Genomic DNA, 19,937 nt, shown 5'->3' with positions numbered 1-19,937 from the left:
CCGGGTTTGTGGCAACCACCAACGCAAGCCCCGGATTTCACGTTGTTTCATCCGGGCTACTCGCTGGACCCCGGCCTGCGCCGGGGTGACGAATTCGAACAAAAATCTGACCAAATCTACTGATCGATTCCCGCTCAAACAAAACGGCACACCTGCATGGCGTGCCGTTTTGTTTTGTGTTTCGCGGATTTCATCCGCTCCCACCTATATCAAAGGCGGTACGCGGCTATCATCCCTTGCATGCTGCCGGCCAGGCGTTCCAGATCTCGCGCGGAACGGGCGCTTTCGCTTGCTGCGGCGCTGCCTTCTTCCGACATCGAGGCCACGTGCTCGATCTGCTGCGCCATGCTGTGGCTGGCGTGCGTCTGTTCGCGCATCGCGCTGCTGATTTCACCGACCATCGAAACCGCTTCGCGGCTGCCGCTGCCGACCTTGATCATGACTTCATTGGCATGGCTGGCATGTTTCGCGCTCTGCTCCACCTGCTGCACCACATGGTGCATGCCTTCCACGGCATCGCGTGCGCCCTGGCGCATCGATTCGATGGTCTGGGTGATTTCCTGCGTGGAGGCTGCGGTGCGTTCGGCAAGCTTGCGCACTTCGTCGGCCACCACGGCAAAGCCGCGGCCCTGTTCGCCGGCGCGCGCGGCTTCGATGGCGGCATTGAGCGCGAGGAGGTTGGTCTGGTCGGCGACTTCCTTGATGACGGCCACGACAGAGGAGATGCGCTCGCTTTCGCTTTCCAGCTTGCGGATTCGCTCTTCGGCCTGGCTGGCCGTGGCGGCAGCCTGGCTGACTTCCTGCATGGTCTGGCCGATGACCTGTTCGCCCTCGGCGGCCAGCTTGCCCGATTCGCCGGCAAACTGGCTGGCTACGTTGGCACGGTCGCCGACATGGTTGATGCTGACCGACATCTCTTCCACCGAGGAGGCCATGCTGGATGCGGCTTCGCTTTGCGCGACCGATGCCGTGGCAATCTGGTTGGAGATGGCGGCCATTTCGCTGGCCGAGGTCGCTACCTGATTGGCATTGTTTGCTACCTGGCGAAGGTTTTCCTGCAGCTTGTCGAGCAGGCGGTTGAAGGCATCGGCGGTTTCGCCGATTTCGTCGCGCCCAAGCCCTTCAACGCGCGCAGTGAAATCCAACTGCCCCTGCACCCGGAACATGGCGTCGTGCATTTTTTTCAGGGAATTACGAATGCCGCGGCACAAAAGCACGCTCATCACGCTGACCAGCAACACGCCGGCCAAGGTGGCAATCGCGGTAATCACGGCATTGCGCTGGCCGGTGGCGGCGGCCTTTTGCGCGAGATCGGCAGCCAGCTTTTCGTTGTATTGCTTGTGCTGGGCAAAGGCTTTGGTCAGTTTTTCGCCGGCAGGCTTCCATTCCGCCTCGATCACGGTATTCGCGCCCGCCCGATCGTTGGCGCGGGATTTTTCCAGCATCCGGTCCAGCGCCACGACATAAGCAGTGAAGAGTTGCTTGTCTTCTTCCAGCAGGGCTTTGTCGCGCGGGTCGGTCACGGATTTTTCGTATTCGCCCAGGTTCTTGCGGATATCGGCGACCTTCTGCTTGATGACTTCGTCGTGCGGGGCTTTCCTGGCCGCATCGTCGTAGGACAGATGGTAGAGGCCGTTGACCCGAATCAGCAGGAAGCTGCTCTCGGCATCACTGAGCAGGCCCAGGCTGCGGATCACGTTTTCGCTGGTGTATTTCATGTCCGCCGTGATTTGACGGGCTGTGACAAACCCGATCAAGCCAACAATGATCAATGCCAGCACTGCGCCTACACTCATCACGGCAAGGCGTCGCGATATGGTTAGGTTCATGAGTATTCCCTTATATACATTATTGTATTTTGTTTCGCATTCATGACAGGGCGCTTAATGTACACAATGCTACACGCCGCAATCAAGCGCTATTCGTCTGATGCATAAACAATTTCCAGAACATGCAATGGTACGTCTTGCGCTTGTCGGACACGGCGATGCCCCGGTAAAAACCGGTAAAGCTTTGTGAGTATTTGACAGCGAGTAAAAAAGCGGGCGCTTGCCGCCCCCGCTTTTGTTGGAAACAAGAAAGCTCAAAGCCGATAGGCTGCCACGATGCCGTGCATCTCGCCGGCCAAGCGGTCCAGATCGCGCGCGGCGCGGGCGCTTTCTTCGGCGGCGGCGCTGCTTTCCTCGGACATCTGAGCGATCTTTTCGACCTGAATGGCAATGTTGTTGGTCGCCGTGCCCTGTTCGCGAATTGCGGTAGCGATCTCTTCGACCATGCCCACGGCGCTGCGGCTGCCTTCGCCGATCTGGCGGATCGAATCGTTGGCTTCCTGCGCGCGCTCGACACCCTGCCCCACCTCTGCCACCGCACCCTGCATGCCTTGCACGGCATTGCTGGCGCCGGCACGCATGGTTTCGATGGTGCGGGAAATTTCCTGCGTGGATGCGGCCGTGCGTTCCGCGAGCTTGCGTACTTCGTCGGCCACCACGGCAAAACCGCGGCCCTGTTCGCCCGCACGCGCTGCTTCGATGGCGGCGTTGAGTGCCAGCAGGTTGGTCTGGTCGGCCACTTCCTTGATGACAGCCACGACATTGGAAATCTGCGCGCTGTGCTGTTCAAGCTCGTGAATGCGCGCAGCCGCATCATGCACCGTGCCGGCAATCTGGTTGATGCCTTCTGCCGTCTGGCCGATAACCCGCTCGCCCGAGGCTGCAAGCTGCCCGGATTCGCAGGAAATACGGTTGGCTTCCTGCGCGCGGTCGGCGACGTGGTTGATGCTGACGGTCATTTCCTCGACCGTCGCGGCCATGCCGGAAGCGGCTTCGCTCTGCTGCTGCGATGCCTTGGCGACCTGCGACGAGGTCGCGGCCATCTGGTTGGCGGCCGCGGCCACGGATTGCGCACCAGTGGCGATTGTTTTCAGGTTGTCCTGCAATTTTTCCAGCAGGCGGTTGATGGCCTTGGCCGTGATTCCCAGTTCGTCGCCGCTATGCACTTCAACCCGGCGCGTGAAATCGAGATGGCTTTCAATATGCGTGATGGCACTCTGGGTTTCATGCAGCGCCTTGTTGATGCTGCGCAACAGGAAGAACCCCATGCTGCCCACGCCCAGAATCGCCGCCACGATCAGGATCAGCGAAATGATCTGCCCGCGGCGGTCGCTGGCCATGGAGGACTTGTGGAAATCCTCGGCCAGCTTGTCGTTGTATTTGCCATGAGCTTCAAGGGTGGCCAGCAGCTTGGTGAGGTTCTCGCGGTTTTCCGGCTTGCCGATCTCCGCCAGCGCGCCTTCCTGATCATTGGCGCGGGATTTTGCGAACAGGGCATCGAGCGTGGCAAAATAGTTGGCGAACAGCTTCTTGTTGGCCTCCAGCAGCTCCTTGTCCTTTGCATCCGAGAGCAGTTCCTTCTCGTAACGGGCCAATTTTTTCTGGAGTTGTTCCTTGTGCTCGGCAACTTTCTTTTCAACGCCGGTCTTTTGCGCCGGGTCCTTGACCAGCATGTGGTACAGCACCAGCACGCGTATGTTCATGTAATCGTCATGTACATCATCCAGCGTCTGGATGCTCGGCATGGCATTGGTATAGAGGTAGTCAACGCCGCCTCTCAAGTGCGAGGCGACTTGCGCGCCGGAAACGGCAAGAACGATCAGCGCCAGGATCGAACAGCCGATCATGATTTGCAAACGACGGGCGATGGTAAGGGCCATGGACGGGATTCCTTTTTCTGATTTTCTGGAGGCTGAACCGACTCAGGCTGAAGGATAGGACAAACACCCCACGCAAACCAAGAAGCCGCATGTAACACAGGCAACTCAAAAGCTTACGAACTTCGTAATAGAAACAGGCGCACGAGGCGCCTGTTTCGATTTGCCGACGATTTACTGCGTCGTCAGATTACTTTTCCATTTCGCGGATGTCTTCCGCTTCCACACATATCAAAGCCGGTACGCCGCCACAATGCCGTGCATCCCCAGCGCCATGCGATCCAGATCGCGCGCGGCGCGGGCGCTTTCTTCTGCGGCTGCGCTGCTTTCCTCGGACATCTGGGCAATCCGCTCGACTTGGGTGGCGATGTTGTTGGTCGCCGTACCCTGTTCACGAATGGCTGTGGTGATCTCTTCGACCATGCCCACGGCGCTGCGGCTACCCTCTCCAATCTGGCGGATCGAGTCGTTGGCTTCCTGTGCACGCGCCACGCCCTGGCGGACTTCCTCGACGGCCCCCTGCATGCCCTGCACGGCATTGCTTGCGCTGGTACGCATGGTTTCGATGGTATTGGTGATTTCCTGCGTAGAGGAAGCCGTGCGCTCGGCCAGTTTGCGCACTTCGTCGGCCACCACGGCAAAACCGCGGCCCTGTTCGCCGGCTCGCGCGGCTTCGATAGCGGCATTGAGCGCCAAGAGGTTGGTCTGGTCGGCGATCTCCTTGATCACAGCAATCACGTTGGAAATCTTCTGGCTGTGCTGCTCAAGCTCGTGGATGCGCGCGGCAGCGTCATGCACGGTCGAGGCGATCTGGTTGATACCATGTGCGGTTTGGCCGATGACATTTTCACCCGTGGCGGCCAGCTGGCCGGATTCGCTGGAAATGCGGTTGGCTTCCTGCGCCCGGTCGCCGACCAGACTGATGTTGACGGTCATTTCCTCGACCGTCGCGGCCATGCTGGAAGCTGCTTCGCTTTGCTGGTGTGCGGCCTTGGCGACCTGGTCCGCAGTGGAAGCCATCTGGTTGGCTGCCGCAGCGAGCGTCTGGACTTCGCCTGAAATCGTCTTGAGGTTGCCCTGCATTTTTTCCAGCAGTCGGTTGACCGCTTGGGCGGTAACGCCCAGCTCGTCGTTGCCGTGGACCTCGACCCGGTGGGTAAAGTCCAGGTTGTTCTCGATATGCCCCACAGCGGTTTGCACGCTGTTCAAACCGCGACCGATGCCGCGCACCAGCCAGATACTCAGCAGGGCGACACCCGCCGCGCCAACGGCAATCATCGCCCAGCTGATGATCAGCCCAAGCCGCGCGCTTTCACTGGCGCTTTTTTCCTGCTCGTCGGCCAAGGCCCGGTTGTATTTCTTGTGCGCTTCCATCGCCTCAGTCATTTTGGCCGCGCCTTGCTGGGTTTCCGGCAGGTTAATGACGGCAAGCGCAGCTTCAACCCCTTCAGTTCTGGACTTTTCCAGCACCTTCTCGATAATCGTGTAGTAGTTGACCATCAACTTCTTGTCAGCCTCGAGTAGTTCCTTGTCCTTGGAGTTGACCAGCCGCTCCTTCTCATAGCGAGCCAGCCCCTTGTCGATGCTTCCCCTGACTGCGGCCATCTGTTTTTCAACTGCGACTTTCTTGGCTGGTTCAGCACTCAAGCTGTGATAGAGCGTCAGAATGCGCAGGCGCATGAAGTTTTCGTTGATGTCGGCAATCGCTTCCACACTGGGCAGCGTATTGGCATTCACGTTGTGCAGGCTTTCGTTGACTTTCGATGTCACGCGCGCGCCCGTTATGCCCACGGCCAGCAATGCCACCACGGAACAGGCGGCCATGATCTGCAAACGTCTTACGATGGACAATGCCATGTTTTCCTCCCTGAGTCGCCCGCCCAGTCACATTTCACAAATTGAAAATTTGCAGCAAGTGCAATTTGTGCACCGCAGAAAGCGAGCGTCTGTCAAAGTTGTTTTTTTCAAACGTTAAAATTACCAATCGACCGCATGGTAAGTTAACCATTTAAGATTCGCAAGCGCCTGCAGCTTGGCGGCAGACCGCCAACCCTCTATCCTGCCAGCTCCGCTCCATTACCCGATTCGCCATGCCGTCCACTCTTTCCCTCCGCCAGAAAATCGGTCAGCTTCTGATGGCCGGGTTCGATGCGCTCACGCCCGATGCCCAGATCGAAAACCTGATCCGCAACCATCACCTCGGCGGCGTGATCCTGTTCCGCCGCAACACTCAGACGCCGCAGCAGGTGGCCGCGCTCAACCGGCGCTTGCAAACCATCAACGCCGAGCGCTCCGGCACACCGCTCTTCATCGCCGTGGATCAGGAAGGCGGCGTGGTGGCACGGATCGAGAACGGCGTCACACCGTTGCCTTCTGCGCTGGCTTTTCGCACAGCAGGAACTCCCGCCGATTGCGAAGCACTGACCCGCATCGCCAACGAGGAACTGTGCCAGCTCGGTTTCAACGTCAACTTCGCCCCGGTGCTGGACGTGAACAACAACCCGCGCAACCCGGTGATCGGCGTGCGCGCCTTTGGCGAAACGGTGGCCGAGGTCTGCGAATATGGGCTGGCGGCGCTGCGCGGAATTCAACAAGCCGGGATCGCCGCCACGGCCAAGCACTTCCCCGGCCACGGCGATACCGATGTCGATTCGCATCTTGGCTTGCCGCGCGTACCGCACGACCGGGCGCGGCTCGATGTCGTGGAGCTCGCCCCGTTCCGCGCCGCGATTGCGGCCGGAGTGGAAGCCATCATGTCGGCGCACGTGGTATTTCCTGCGTTCGAGCGCGATCCCGATACGCCTTCCACGCTCTCACACGCCGTCCTGACCGGGCTGCTGCGCGAAGAGCTCGGATTCAGGGGCGTGGTGTTTACCGATTGCCTGGAAATGGACGCGATTGCCAAAGGCATCGGCGTCGTCGAGGGCGCGGTGCGCGCGTTCAAGGCAGGCGCAGACGTACTGCTGGTCTCGCACCGCGAGGATCGCCAAATCGCGGTCATCGAAGCCTTGGTGCGCGCAGTTGAAAACGGCGAGATCGGCGAGGCGCGCATCGACGAATCGCTGGCGCGCATTCTGGAGCTCAAGGCGCGGCTGCCCGACTGGCGCGCGCTACCTGCCGACCCATCGGCCCTGTTAGCGACGCCGGAACACCTGGCATTGTCGAAGCGCATCCATGCTGCGGCTGTCTCATGGGCAGGCCAGCCGAACCGGCTCGACCCGGCCAGGCCGGCGCTGGTCATTACCTGCGAAGTGCGCGAACACACGGAAATCGATGTCGTGGCAACGGCGGAGGAAACGCTCGGCGGCTGTCTGGCTGCGCGCGGAATGGGCATCACCGAACTACGCCTGCCGCTCGCGCCAAGCGGGGAGGATATTGCCTTGGCCGCCACCCGCGCCGGAGCTAGCGAACAGGTGCTTTTCGTCAGCTACAACGCTGTGCTCAAGCCGGCACAGCAGGCGCTGCTGGCCGCGCTGCCGCAAGAAAAAACCTGGCTCGTGGCCGGCCGCCTGCCTTATGACCTCGATCTCGCGCCACAGGCACATGGCCGGCTTGCCGCCTGCTCGAACCGCCCGGCGGCATTGCAAGCGCTGGCAGAGGCTTTGCTGCGGAAGCGTGGGCCAACAGCGGTATAATCCCGCTTTTCCACCATTCCCTGCCACCGGAGGAACACATGCTATTGCGCTGGATTGCCGGAATTGCCCTGTTCGGCGCCCTGACGCTGGGCGCACATGCCGAAGAGAAAGATGCGCCCTTGCCGTTCGACGACCCCGCCGCCGCACCACAGGTCGCCAAGAAAAAACCGGTCAAGACCACACAGTCCCGCAAGAAAGCCTCCGTGAAGTCGGGCAAGAAAAAGGCCGTGACACCGGCCACTGCCCATCAGGTCAAACAGCCGAAGAAGAGAGTGGGCACAAAAAAAGCCGGCGTCAGAAAGGCCGGCAAGAAGAAAAAACGCTGACTCCCGTTCGCGGATTGCATCCGCTCCCACAATAGTCGACTCTCTGTGGGAGCGGATGCAATCCGCGATAACTTCCCCTCCATGAAACCGCAAGTCTCCACAAAAGCCAGAAGCGCGGACCTCCGCAAAGGCCGTGTCTCACTTTGCGGGCAAACATACCTGCTGACAACCGCCACTTGGCAACGGCAAGCCTTTTTTCGGGACACGTTACTGGGCCGCAGCGTTGTCCACGAGTTGCGTCAAGCACAGCGGGACGGGCTGGTCGAGACCCTAGCCTTTGTGGTGATGCCCGATCATTTCCACTGGTTGCTTACCCTCCGGCAGGGCTCGCTTTCGGCTTTGATGATGCGGGTCAAACGTCGGAGCGCACTTGCTATCAATTCTGCGCTCAAGCGCCAAGGTCCTGTCTGGCAAAACGGCTTTCACGATCACGCGCTGAGGAAAGAAGAAGACTTGGCTGCCATAGCCAGGTATATCGTGGCCAACCCTTTACGGGCAGGGCTTGTCGCCGGGGTCGGCGAATATCCGCTCTGGGATGCGGTTTGGCTGTAATTTGACGCTGTTTTGTTCGCGGATTGCATCCGCTCCCACAGAAAAGAACTATTTCACAGCGGCGATCCGCGCCAGTTCCTCAAAGTAGGTCGGGAAGGTCTTGGCGGTGCAGCCCGGATCGTTGATCCGCACCGGCACACCACCCAGAGCCGCCAGCGACAAGCACATCGCCATGCGGTGGTCATCGTAAGTGTCGATGGCCGCTCCGGGCTTCAGTTGCGCGGGCGGTGTGACGCGGATGTAGTCCTGCCCTTCCTCCACCATCGCGCCCACTTTGCGCAGTTCGGTCGCCATCGCGGCGATGCGGTCGGTTTCCTTGACGCGCCAGCTTTCGATGTTGCGGATCGTCGTCGTGCCGTCGGCGAACAGCGCCGCGACTGCGATCGTCATCGCCGCATCGGGGATGTGGTTGAGATCGACGTCGAGCGCCTTGAGGCGGCCCGATGCGGGCGGTGCGGCTTCGATAAAATTTGCGCCCCAGGTAATCTGCGCGCCCATCTGTTCCAGCGTTTCGGCAAAGCGCTTGTCGCCCTGGATGCTCTCCGAGCCCATGCCTTCGACGCGCACCACCCCGCCGGCAATCGCCCCTGCAGCCAGGAAGTACGAGGCCGACGAAGCATCGCCCTCGACATGGATTTCGCCGGGGCTGCGGTAGACCTGCCCGCCGGGGATGAAGAATTCGCTCCAGCCGCGGCGCTCGACCTGCACGCCGAAACGCGCCATCAGGTTCAGCGTGATTTCGATGTACGGCTTGGAAATCAGATCGCCGATCACTTCGATGGTCACGTCTTCGCCGGTCAGCGGCAGCGCCATCAGCAGCGCGGTCAGGAACTGGCTCGACACGTTGCCCTTGATCGGCACGCGGCGGCCGGCTTCGATTTGGGCGGGCTGGATCGCGAGCGGCGGGAAGCCTTCGTTGCCGAGATAGACAATGTCCGCCCCCACGGCGCGCAGGGCATCGATCAGATCGCCGATGGGGCGCTCGTGCATGCGGGGCACTCCGCTCATTTTGTAGGTTCCGCCCGACAACGCCAGCGCCGCCGTCAGCGGGCGAAAGGCCGTGCCGGCGTTGCCAAGAAACAGGTCGGCCGCCTTGACCGGGAACACGCCTCCGCAACCGGGAACGGTGAAATCGCGCGTTTCGCCATGCTGTTGCCAGTTCACGCCGAGCTGCTGCAGCGCTTCGAGCATGCGCTGGGTATCGTCGGAGGCAAGCAAGCCCTTGACCTCGGTCGTACCCTGCGCCAGCGCGGCGAGCAGCAAAATGCGGTTGGAAATGCTCTTGGAGCCGGGCAGCACCACGGTGCCGTTGACGCGGGCGATGGGAGCGAGATCGAGATATTCCATGGCGATCACCTTGCAAACAATTCGGGGACAAGGTCGGCCAGCGCGATTCTGACGCGCTCCGGGCCGAGGTCATTGAGACATTGCATGTGCCCGAGCGGGCAGGTGCGTTTGAAACAGGGGCTGCACGCCAGCGCGAGCGTCACGATGCGCGCCTTGTCGGACAGCGGCGGCGTGAAACGCGGCGAGCTGGAGCCGTACACGGCGACGCTGGGCCGATCCAGCGCTGCGGCCACGTGCATCAGCCCGGAATCGTTGGTCACGACGGCGCTCGCCAGCGAGAGCAGGTCGATGGCCTCGGCAAGGCTGGTCTTCCCGCTCAGGTTGACGGACCCCGGTGCGAGCGCGGCGATTTCGCCGGCGATTTCGTTGTCCTTGCCCGAGCCGAACAGCCACACCTGCTTGCCTTCGGCCAGCAGTTCACGCGCCAGCGCCGCGGCATGGTGTGCCGGCCAGCGCTTGGCCGGGCCATATTCCGCGCCGGGGCAAAGGGCAATCACCGACTGATCCGCATTGAGGCCGGCTTTCTGCAACGCGGCGGCGCGGGCGGCGGCATCGATGACCAGACGCGGATAAGGAACCGGACGTTGCAGGAGCTGGTTTCTGTCCTCGGCCAGCGCGGCGAAGCGCTCGACCATTTTCGGCAGCGCTTCGGTATCGAGCTTGCGCGCATCGTTGAGCAGGCCATAACGCATCTCGCCCACCCAGCCCGTGCGCAACGGGATCCTTGCGAACCACGGAATCAGCGCAGACTTGAGCGAGTTGGGCAGGACGATAGCCTGGTCATAGCGCCGCGCCTTGAGTTGATGCGCGAGCTTCCGGCGCGCCCGCAGGTTCAGTTCGCCGTGGGTAAACGGGTTGTCGAGCGTTTCGTTCACTTCCGGCATGCGCGCATGCACGGCGCGCGTCCAGGCCGGCGCGAGTACATCCAGCACCAGACCGGGGTAGCGCTCGTGCAATCGCCGGTACAAGGGCTGCGCCATGATGGCGTCGCCAATCCAGGCAGGGGCGATGATGAGGATTTTTGGCATGAGACGCGATTGATTTGAAACTTGCGCGGCGGACCGGAAAGAGATTTACCCTCTCCCCGGCCCCCTCCCTGACAGGGAGAGGGAGGGAATAAACGGGCAGTGTTACACCAGCGTGCACCAGCCAGCGTATTTCTCGTTGCGGCCTTGCACGATGTCGAAGTAGCGCTGCTGGATTTCCGCGGTGATCGGGCCGCGTACGCCGGTGCCGATAGAGCGGCGGTCGAGTTCGCGGATCGGGGTCACTTCGGCGGCAGTGCCGGTGAAGAAGGCTTCGTCGGCGACGTACACTTCGTCGCGGGTGATGCGCTTCTCGGTAATTTCCAAGCCCATGTCCTTGATGATCTGGAACACGGTGTTGCGCGTGATGCCGTCGAGGCAGACGGTCAGATCCGGCGTGTAGACCTTGCCGTTGCGAATCATGAAGAAATTTTCGCCCGAGCCTTCGGCCACGTAGCCGTCAACGTCGAGCAACAGCGCTTCGTCGTAACCGTCGGCGGCAGCTTCTTCGTGCGCCATGATCGAGTTCATGTAGTTGCCGTTGGCCTTGGCCTTGCACATCGTGATGTTGACATGGTGGCGGTTGAAGCTCGAAGTCTTGACGCGGATGCCCTTCTCCATGCCTTCGGCACCGAGGTAGGCGCCCCACGGCCAGGCGGCGACGATCACGCGCACGTCCTTCTTCGGCGGGGCGATGCCGAGTTTTTCCGGGCCGTAGAAGGCCATCGGGCGCAGGTAGCCGGACTTCAGGCCGTTTTCACGCACCACGGTGCGCTGGGCTTCGTTGAGTTCTTCCTTGGAGAACGGCAGGTCCATGCCGACGATCTTGGCCGAGCGGAACAGGCGGTCGGTGTGATCCTGCAGACGGAAGATTGCCGGGCCCTTGGGGGTGTCGTACGCACGCACGCCCTCGAACACGCCCATGCCATAGTGCAGGGTGTGAGTCAGCACATGGGTGGTGGCTTCGCGCCACGGCACCAGCTTGCCGTCATACCAGATAACGCCGTCACGATCCGACATCGACATCTTGATTCTCCTTCTGGGAATGGGTCTGATTGCTTGTCCTAATCGGTAGATTGTAGCCCAATCCTTTCGAATCAGGGGATGCCCCGATTGCAAAAACAGGATATGACCGATAAAAGCAAAAGGGTAAAAACATGAACTAGTTCCGTTGCGCCAGCGCGACCGGAAAGATTCAATTCCGTTAATTCGGCTCTTTGGACATAAAGGGGATTGCAATGGCCCGCTCGCGGTATCTTCCCGACAATTTCACCCTGGCCCTGGTCGCCACCGTTCTGACGGCGACCCTGCTCCCCTGCCGTGGAACCACGGCCCAGTACTTCAATCTGGCAACGCATGTCGCGGTCGGGCTGCTGTTTTTCATGCACGGCGCGAAACTGTCGCGCGAGGCGGTTCTGTCCGGCATCACGCACTGGCGCCTGCATCTGACGGTGGCCTGCTGCACCTTCCTGCTGTTTCCGATGCTGGGCTTCCTGCTGCAGCCCGTATTGAGCCATTTCGTCACCCCGGAACTCTATCTGGGCATGCTCTTCCTGTGCCTGCTGCCCTCCACGGTTCAATCCTCGATTGCCTTCACCTCGATGGCCAAAGGCAATGTACCTGCCGCCATCTGCAGCGCCTCGGCTTCCAACATCCTCGGGATTTTCATCACACCGTTGCTGGTCGGGCTGCTGCTGGCGCAAACCCAAGGCCAGAACGGTTCGCTGGATTCGATCCTCAATATCGTTTCCCAGCTTCTGCTTCCGTTCATCGCGGGGCAAATCGCCCAGCGCTGGATCGGCGGCTGGGTCAACCGCAACAAGGGCACGCTGAAATACGTCGACCAGAGCTCGGTACTGCTGGTGGTTTATACCGCTTTCAGCGAGGCCGTGATTTCCGGGCTGTGGCAGCAAACCCCCGCGCCCACGCTGGCAGGCTTGCTGATCGTCAACGTCGTTTTGCTGGCCATCGTCATGACCTGCACCACGCTGTTGAGCCGGAAACTGGGATTCGGGCGGGAGGATGAAATCGCCATCGTTTTCTGCGGCTCGAAGAAGAGCCTTGTCAGTGGCGTTCCCATGGCCAAGGTACTGTTTTCCGGTGCCGCCATCGGCCAGATCGTGCTGCCGCTGATGCTGTTCCACCAGATCCAGCTCATGGTCTGCGCCGTCATGGCGCAGCGCTATCTCAAATCCGCGCCGGCAGAAAATCAATAGTCAGTCACGCAGGTTTGCGTGGATGCCGAGGCACGCGTCTGCGCCCCTTCCGCGCGAAGCAAACCGCAGCCATAGTACGGCTATGGCGAGGATGAGCGACAAAGCGAATGGGAATGCGGGGCGTGCCGAACATAGCAGAATCTGCGTGACTGACTACCCGCCTACTCGAAACTCACCTGGTAACGCCCGATCAGCCTGCGGGTTTCCCCGCTGCTTTTCATTTGCTGCAAAACGTGGGCCAGCTTGCCCGCGGTCGATGACGGCAGAATCCGCGTCGGCAGGTTGTGCGGGGAAAGCGGCGCGTTCGGGTTGTAGCGGGGATTGGGCTCTTCGGCATAGTGACGGGAATGCCGCGAAAAACCGATATGCATCGGGTAGGCCGGGCCGAGGCAGTTTTCATGCAACCGCACGCCGATGGCCTCCGCGGAAGGCTGCTTGTTCTTCTTCAGGTAATAGAAAAACGGGCCGCGCTCGATGAAAAATAGGTCGCCCCAGTTGCCGTTCAGGAATCGTACCGCTTGGGGAATGTCGATCATCGGCCCCAGCTCGACCGGCTTCAGAGAAGGAAAACGCCGGCTGATTTCGGACTTGCTGGCTCCCAGCTCGACGATCACGCGCAGCGGCGGCGCCGACTCCAGTCCGTTGAGTGGCGGCACCTCGGGACGGGTCAGGCAGACCTCGCGCGTCATGATGCCGTTTTCGACCCAGCTCATCACCGCAACGCGGTCTTCGGCAAAAGAGCCGGGATAGAAATCCACCTTGCCATCCTGCATCTCATGAAAGATGCGCCGCTTGGGAAGGCGGACAATCTTCAGTTGCATCCCGATTTTCTGTGCGGCACGGGAAAACAGGTCCTGATAAAGACCGCTGTTGTCCGGGGCCTCCGCGATCAGCGGTTCCTTTTCCCTGGCCGGATAAGCCATGACCAGCACGCCATCTTCGGCATGGAGCCAGGTAGAAAAAAGGAGCGGCACGAAGGCAAGCAGGCGACGCATGGTCGACTCCCTGATACGAACGGAAGTTTTCTCCCGGAGGGAAGCCCCGGCGCACGGGAGAGACAATTTTCATGCTAGCTGCTTTCGCATCAACCAACAAACCGATTCCGGGCTCCGCCCGACAGCCCGACGCAAAGGCACAGCCGCCTGCTGAAATAGGTTCTAAGCTCAGAGTGATGCGGCATGCAACAGACACTGCCGACGCAAACACCCCTTCACAGGATTGCCATGAACGCCGAGTTTCCATCAGGACTCAGCGCTGCCGAGGCTGCAGCCCGACGGGCCGCGGAAGGCCCCAACGAACTGGGCACGGAACAGAAGCGCACCTTGCAGGCCATTGCGGTTGAGGTCGCCCGCGAACCCATGTTCCTCCTGTTGCTGGGCGCGGGCGCGATCTACGCGGCCATGGGCGACATCCACGAGGCCATGATCCTGCTCGGGTTCGTGTTCGTCATCATGGCCGTCACCATCCTCCAGGAACGCCGTACCGAAAACACGCTGGAAGCCTTGCGCGACCTCTCCAGCCCCCGTGCGCTGGTCATTCGCGACGGCACGCCGCAACGCATCTCCGGGCGCGAGGTGGTCCGCGACGATATCGTAATCCTGACCGAGGGCGACCGCGTTCCCGCAGACGGGGAGGTTCTGCAAGCGCATGAGCTGGCGACGGACGAGTCGATGCTGACCGGCGAATCGGTGGCCGTGGCCAAGTTCGCTGGCGATGGCGCGATGTTCGCCGGAACGATGGTCGTGCGCGGGCAAGGGCTGATGCGCGTGACCGCCGTCGGCGGAAAAACCGAGCTGGGACGCATCGGCAAGTCGCTGAAGGACATCGCCATCGAATCGTCGCCGCTACACGACGAGGTCGGCCTCCTGACCCGGCGACTGGCGATGATCGGGGTCGGTCTGTGCCTGATGCTGTCCTCGCTTTACTGGATATTGCGGGGCGGCTGGCTTGAGGGATTGCTGGCAGGCATTACCCTGGCGATGGGCATCCTGCCGCAGGAATTCCCCGTCATCATGATCGTGTTCCTCGCCATGGGCGCGCGCCGCATCGCGCAACAGCGCGTGCTGACGCGCCGTCTCAACGCCATCGAAACGCTGGGAGAAACAACCGTGCTGTGCGTCGACAAGACCGGCACGCTGACCCAGAACCGCATGACCGTGACCACTCTCTCGGTCGGAGGAAAATGTCTCGATGCCCACGCCTTGCCCGGCGACAACCTGCCCGAGGAATACCACGAACTGCTCGAATACGCGGTGCTCGCCAGCGAGATCGACCCGCACGATCCGATGGAGCAGGCTTTCCACCGCTTTGCCCGCAACTATCTCGCCAATACGGAACACCTGCACCCGGACTGGGCGCTGGCACGGGAATACGAGCTGTCCCCGGCGCTGCTGGCCATGTCCCATTTGTGGCAAGACCATAACGGCCAGCACGACGTCGTCGCAGCAAAAGGCGCAGTGGAAGCGATAGCGGACCTCTGCCACCTTGAAGGCAGCGAACTCGAAGAAGTCATGCAACAGGCCGAAGATTTGGCCAAGCGCGGGCTGCGCGTTCTGGGCATCGCCAGGGCCGAGCACAGCGCCAATGCAAGCTGGCCCGCCATCCAGCACGATTTCGATTTCCGGCTGGTCGGGCTGATCGGACTGGCCGACCCGCTGCGCGATGAAGTTCCCGCCGCGATCGCCGAATGCCGGCGCGCCGGAATCCGCGTGGTCATGATTACCGGCGACCACCCCCGCACCGCCCGCGCGATTGCGGCAGCGGCGGGAATCGATGGAGACGAAGTACTGACGGGCGCAGAGCTCGCTGGCATGACGACTTCAGAACTGGCGCGGCGCATTGCCGGGGTGAACGTCTTCGCCCGCGTCACGCCACAACAGAAGCTCGCCATCGTCGAGGCGCTGAAAGCGAACGGCGAGATCGTTGCCATGACAGGCGACGGCGTCAACGATGCACCGGCGCTCAAGTCGGCGCACATTGGAATCGCCATGGGCAAGCGCGGCACCGACGTCGCCCGCGAGGCGGCTTCGCTGGTGTTGCTCGAAGACGATTTCAGCGCCATCGTTTCCGCCATCCGCCTGGGGCGGCGCATCTTCGCCAACCTGCGGCAAGCGCTGATCTACACGCTGGCCGTGCATGTTCCGATCATCGGCCTGTCGATCCTGCCGTTGCTGCTCGGCCTGCCACTGGTACTGGCGCCGATCCACATCGCCTTTCTCGAACTGGTCATCGATCCGGCCTGCTCGGTAGTTTTCGAGGCGGAAAAGGGAAGCGACAAACTCATGGAGCAGCCGCCGCGTTCGCCCGCGGAGCGGCTGGTGTCTTCACGGCAACTCGTCACGAGCCTGGTTCTGGGCCTGCTGACTTCGGCGGTCACGGCGGGGATATATAGCTGGCTGATAAGTCATGGCAAAGCCGCAGAAGAGGCGCGCGCGCTCGCCTTTGTTGTTCTGGTCGCGGCCAACACCGCGCTTATCTTCGCCTGTCGGGCGAGGGAACCGGGGTGGCACAAGTTGTTCGACGGGCTCGCAAGGACAAGCATCCTGGTCATCGCAGCAACCCTGACCGGACTGGCCATCGTTACGCTGGTGCCATCCATCTGCGCCGCCTTCGCCTTCCGCCCGCCGCCGCTTCAGGAGTGGCTACAGGCTTTCCTGATTGGAATCGGAATGATGGCGCTGTTCGTTATCGCCCAAAACCTGCTGCAAAAAAAAGGGGAAGGAACCATGTCCTTCCCCGGAAATACAAAGTGAAAGATCAATCTTCCTTTTCAAACCACGCCATGCTTTCGACATGCGCGGTATGCGGGAACATGTTCACCACGCCCGCCGCCTTGAGCGTATAGCCCTTCACGTGCACCAGCACGTTGGCATCGCGCGCCAGCGTTGCGGGGTTGCAGGACACATACACGATGCGCTTCGGCCCACTCGTTTCCGGAATCGACTTGCACAGCTCCATCGCACCGTCGCGCGGCGGGTCGATCAGCATGCGATCGAACGGACCAAGGCGGGCGAGCCAATCTTCGGTCATCTCGAACAGGTTGGCGACCTGGAACTGCACGCGGTTGGCCAAGCCGTTCTTCTGTGCGTTTTCCAGTGCCCGGTCGACCAGTTGCTGACTGCCTTCCATGCCCAACACCGTGGCGCCGCTGCGCGCGATCGGCAGCGTGAAATTGCCCAGTCCGCAGAACATGTCGGCGATGCGCTCGCCCGGTTGCGGATCAAGCAGGCGGATAGCGCGCTCGACCATGACGCGGTTGATGTGCGGATTGACCTGGGTGAATTCGGTCGGTTTGAACGGCATGGTAACGCCGAATTCGGGCAGGCTGTAGGTCAATGCCGGCGCATCGAGCGGATACAGCGGGTAGGCGGTGTCCGGCCCCTTGGGCTGCAGCCAGATCTGCACGTTCCACTCATCGGCGTACGCCTTGAACAAGGCCTCGTCTTCCGGCGTGATCGCGTCCATGTTGCGAAACACCAGTACGTCGACATGGTCGCCCGCCGCGAGTTCGATCTGCGGCATGCGCTCACGGATGGAGAGCTGCATGACCAGCTCGCGCAGCGCGGGCAACTGCTTCGAGATGCGCGGGGGCAGGATGTGGCATTCGGTCATGTCGGCGATAAAGCTTGAGCGCTTTTCATGGAAGCCGACCAGCACCGTTCCTTTCTTGGCGACATACCGCGCCGACAGGCGGGCGCGATGCCGGTAGCCCCAGGCCGGGCCGTAGATCGCCGGCAGCAGGGTTTCGGCCTGCACGTTGCCGATGCGCTTGAGGTTTTCTTCCAGCACACGCTGCTTGGCCGCGACCTGCGCGGTGAATTCCATGTGCTGCATCGAGCAGCCGCCGCACACGCCAAAATGCGGGCAACGCGGCGTAGTGCGCATGAAGCATTCCTGCAGGATCGCCATCGCCTGCGCATTCTCAAAATTGGGTTTCTTGCGGTAGGTGCTGTATTCCACGGTTTCGAACGGCAATGCGCCGTCGATGAAAATGGTCTTGCCTTCCACTCGGGCAATACCATGCCCCTCGAAATCAAGCGATTCGACATGGGCGATGCGGGGGGGATATTTCTGCGCAGACATTTTTTGCTAAGGTGCTGAAAAACGGGGATTATACCGGCAACGGACACCATCCGACCGACCCGATTCATGGAAAATATGACCCGCGAAACGCTTGACTACGACGTGCTGATCGTTGGCGCCGGCCCGGCCGGCCTTGCGGCAGCCCTGCGCCTGGCGCAACGAGCACACGACACAGGCAGCCCCGTGCGCATCTGCGTACTGGAAAAGGGCGCTACCGTCGGTGCGCACATCATGTCCGGCGCAGTCATTGACCCGTCCGGGCTGGACGAACTGGTTCCGGACTGGCGCCGGCGCAACGGCTTTGCCTTTGCCGAAGCCGGCACCGAGCACTACCACATCCTGAACGCAGAAAACGCCACGCCTCTGCCGGCTTTCCTGCTCCCGCCCATGCTGCGCCAACGTGGCTGCATCGTTGCCAGCCTGGGCGACATCTGCCACTGGCTGGGCCGGGAAGCCGAGAAACTGGGGGTGGACATTTGCGCGGGCTATGCGGCTTTCGAGCCCGTCATCGAAAACGGCGCGCTGGTCGGCGTCGTGACCGGCGACATGGGGCGTGATCGCGACGGCGATCCCAAGCCTGACTTCACGCCCGGAGTGGCCATCCGCGCCCGCTACACCCTGGTTGCGGAGGGTGCGCGCGGCTCGCTGGCCCGGCAGCTCGAATCCCGTTTCGAACTGGCTTCCACTCCGCAAAAATACGCGCTGGGGCTCAAGGAACTGTGGCAACTCGATCCGGCACGCCACCAGCCCGGACTCGCACTTCACGCCACTGGGTGGCCGCTGGGCAAAGAGGCTCACGGCGGGGCCTTCATGTACCACATGCCGGGCGGCTTGGCTGCAGTGGGGCTCGTGGTTCATCTCGATTACCGCAACCCGTATCTTTCGCCGTTCGGCGAATTCCAGCGCACCAAGCGTCATCCCGCCCTGCGCGAATACCTTCAGGACGGGCAACGCGTGGGGTTCGGCGCGCGGGCCATTGCCTGCGGCGGACTGCAGGCCATGCCCAAACTGGCGTTCCCCGGCGGGGCGCTGCTCGGCTGTTCGGCCGGCCTGCTCAACCCGGCGCGCAGTAAAGGCATTCACGGCGCCATGATTTCCGGCGTCGCCGCAGCCGAGGCGGTTTTCGCCGCCTGCGAAGCCGGCCGCCGGCATGACGAGCTGGCAGACTATGCCGATGAACTGATGGATTCCCCGCTATGGGATGAGCTTGAGGCGGCCCGCAATTTCAAGCCCTGGCAATCCCGCTTGGGCAAAGGGGCTGGCGCATTCGCCGCGGGGGCGGAGCTATGGGCGGCGAGACTCGGCGTTCGCCTGCCCTGGACGCTGCCGCACCGCCAGGCAGACCACGAAACCCTGCTGCCGGCGCATGCGGCAAACCCGGTCGACTATCCCGCCGCCGACAGCGTCATCAGCTTCGACTTGGCCAGTTCGCTGCATGCCGCCGGCGTCGCGCACAAGGAAGATCAGCCCTGCCATCTGCACCTGAATAATCCGGTCTTGGCGCTGGAAGTCAATTTGAAGAGATACGCCGCACCGGAAACGCGCTATTGCCCAGCCGGCGTTTATGAAATCGTTGGTCGAAACGATCAAAAACAGCTACAGATCAACGCCGGCAATTGCCTGCATTGCAAGACCTGCGACATCAAGGATCCGGAGCAGAACATCGTCTGGATGCCACCGGAAGGTGGGGGCGGCCCCAACTACCGCAGCCTGTGAGCCGACCGGGGTCTACAATGAAAAAACCCCGCTTGCGCGGGGTTTCCTAACATCAGTCCGCTGAAAAATCAGACGGCCTGGATGTTGGCAGCTTGCTTGCCCTTTTGACCAACAGTGATCTCGAAAGAAACACGTTGACCTTCCTTCAGGGTCTTGAAGCCGGGCATGTTGATTGCGGAGAAGTGGGCAAACACATCCTCGCCGCCTTCGTCCGGAGTGATGAAACCGAAGCCCTTGGAGTCATTGAACCACTTGACGGTACCGATAGCCATTGCTGGTATTTCCTATTCAAAACTGTATTAAAACCTCAACGAGGCGACGCTGGGTTTGAG

Annotated in this window: 15 protein-coding genes; 6 read left to right on the top strand and 9 right to left on the bottom strand. The window is 61.4% G+C overall.

Annotated features, from left to right (window positions below):
- Positions 1 to 209: 209 nt before the first annotated feature.
- The 3 genes from BMZ36_RS02330 to BMZ36_RS02320 form a co-directional block, all read right to left on the bottom strand.
- A complete protein-coding gene (locus tag BMZ36_RS02330) occupies positions 210 to 1,829 on the bottom strand; it encodes a methyl-accepting chemotaxis protein (RefSeq protein ID WP_091190735.1) in 1,620 nt (539 codons plus the stop codon).
- 254 nt (positions 1,830 to 2,083) lie between these two features.
- Positions 2,084 to 3,709, bottom strand: coding sequence for a methyl-accepting chemotaxis protein (locus BMZ36_RS02325; protein ID WP_091190732.1), 1,626 nt, complete (start codon positions 3,707 to 3,709; stop codon positions 2,084 to 2,086).
- Between the two features lie 228 nt (positions 3,710 to 3,937).
- Positions 3,938 to 5,563 (bottom strand): methyl-accepting chemotaxis protein, encoded by a 1,626-nt coding sequence (locus tag BMZ36_RS02320; RefSeq protein ID WP_091190729.1) that lies wholly within the window; start codon positions 5,561 to 5,563, stop codon positions 3,938 to 3,940.
- Positions 5,564 to 5,796: 233 nt separating this feature from the next.
- Here BMZ36_RS02320 and nagZ point away from each other — a divergent pair, with 233 nt between their 5' ends.
- From nagZ to BMZ36_RS02305, 3 genes are all read left to right on the top strand, one after another.
- Positions 5,797 to 7,341 carry a beta-N-acetylhexosaminidase gene (nagZ, locus tag BMZ36_RS02315; RefSeq protein ID WP_091190724.1) on the top strand — a complete coding sequence of 515 codons (1,545 nt, stop codon included), beginning with the start codon at positions 5,797 to 5,799 and terminating at the stop codon, positions 7,339 to 7,341.
- Positions 7,342 to 7,379: 38 nt separating this feature from the next.
- On the top strand, positions 7,380 to 7,667 hold the full coding sequence (locus BMZ36_RS02310) for a hypothetical protein (RefSeq protein WP_091190721.1): 288 nt from the start codon (positions 7,380 to 7,382) through the stop codon (positions 7,665 to 7,667).
- Positions 7,668 to 7,748: 81 nt separating this feature from the next.
- Positions 7,749 to 8,219, top strand: coding sequence for an REP-associated tyrosine transposase (locus BMZ36_RS02305; protein WP_091190880.1), 471 nt, complete (start codon positions 7,749 to 7,751; stop codon positions 8,217 to 8,219).
- Between the two features lie 48 nt (positions 8,220 to 8,267).
- On the opposite strand, the gene aroA is transcribed toward BMZ36_RS02305, so the two are convergent.
- The 3 genes from aroA to BMZ36_RS02290 all read right to left on the bottom strand — a co-directional run bounded on the left by aroA (position 8,268) and on the right by BMZ36_RS02290 (position 11,617).
- Complete coding sequence (aroA, locus tag BMZ36_RS02300) at positions 8,268 to 9,566, bottom strand: 3-phosphoshikimate 1-carboxyvinyltransferase (protein WP_091190876.1); 1,299 nt, start codon at positions 9,564 to 9,566, stop codon at positions 8,268 to 8,270.
- 5 nt (positions 9,567 to 9,571) lie between these two features.
- A complete protein-coding gene (gene waaF / locus BMZ36_RS02295; protein WP_091190715.1) occupies positions 9,572 to 10,594 on the bottom strand; it encodes a lipopolysaccharide heptosyltransferase II in 1,023 nt (340 codons plus the stop codon).
- Positions 10,595 to 10,696: 102 nt separating this feature from the next.
- Positions 10,697 to 11,617 carry a branched-chain amino acid transaminase gene (locus BMZ36_RS02290; protein WP_091190711.1) on the bottom strand — a complete coding sequence of 307 codons (921 nt, stop codon included), beginning with the start codon at positions 11,615 to 11,617 and terminating at the stop codon, positions 10,697 to 10,699.
- A 212-nt stretch (positions 11,618 to 11,829) separates the two neighbouring features.
- Between BMZ36_RS02290 and BMZ36_RS02285 the strand changes: the two genes are divergently transcribed.
- Positions 11,830 to 12,807: a bile acid:sodium symporter family protein gene (locus BMZ36_RS02285; protein WP_091190706.1), complete on the top strand. Its 978-nt coding sequence runs from the start codon at positions 11,830 to 11,832 to the stop codon at positions 12,805 to 12,807.
- A gap of 161 nt (positions 12,808 to 12,968) precedes the next feature.
- Here BMZ36_RS02285 and BMZ36_RS02280 read toward each other — a convergent pair whose 3' ends face one another.
- A complete protein-coding gene (locus BMZ36_RS02280) occupies positions 12,969 to 13,802 on the bottom strand; it encodes a substrate-binding periplasmic protein (RefSeq protein ID WP_091190700.1) in 834 nt (277 codons plus the stop codon).
- A 228-nt stretch (positions 13,803 to 14,030) separates the two neighbouring features.
- Between BMZ36_RS02280 and BMZ36_RS02275 the strand changes: the two genes are divergently transcribed.
- A complete protein-coding gene (locus tag BMZ36_RS02275) occupies positions 14,031 to 16,559 on the top strand; it encodes a cation-translocating P-type ATPase (RefSeq protein WP_091190693.1) in 2,529 nt (842 codons plus the stop codon).
- 4 nt (positions 16,560 to 16,563) lie between these two features.
- On the opposite strand, the gene rlmD is transcribed toward BMZ36_RS02275, so the two are convergent.
- Entirely contained in the window at positions 16,564 to 17,889 is a 1,326-nt protein-coding gene (gene rlmD, locus BMZ36_RS02270) for a 23S rRNA (uracil(1939)-C(5))-methyltransferase RlmD (RefSeq protein WP_091190687.1), read from the bottom strand.
- Positions 17,890 to 17,955: 66 nt separating this feature from the next.
- Here rlmD and BMZ36_RS02265 point away from each other — a divergent pair, with 66 nt between their 5' ends.
- Positions 17,956 to 19,605, top strand: coding sequence for an electron transfer flavoprotein-ubiquinone oxidoreductase (locus BMZ36_RS02265; protein ID WP_308417361.1), 1,650 nt, complete (start codon positions 17,956 to 17,958; stop codon positions 19,603 to 19,605).
- 68 nt (positions 19,606 to 19,673) lie between these two features.
- Here BMZ36_RS02265 and BMZ36_RS02260 read toward each other — a convergent pair whose 3' ends face one another.
- Positions 19,674 to 19,877, bottom strand: coding sequence for a cold-shock protein (locus BMZ36_RS02260; RefSeq protein WP_091190683.1), 204 nt, complete (start codon positions 19,875 to 19,877; stop codon positions 19,674 to 19,676).
- Positions 19,878 to 19,937: the final 60 nt, after the last annotated feature.

The organism is Formivibrio citricus (assembly GCF_900115065.1).
GTDB classification, from domain to species: Bacteria; Pseudomonadota; Gammaproteobacteria; order Burkholderiales; family Chitinibacteraceae; genus Formivibrio; species Formivibrio citricus.
Note: the sequence above shows the minus strand (reverse complement) of the source record. Positions and strands in the feature narration are given on the sequence as shown.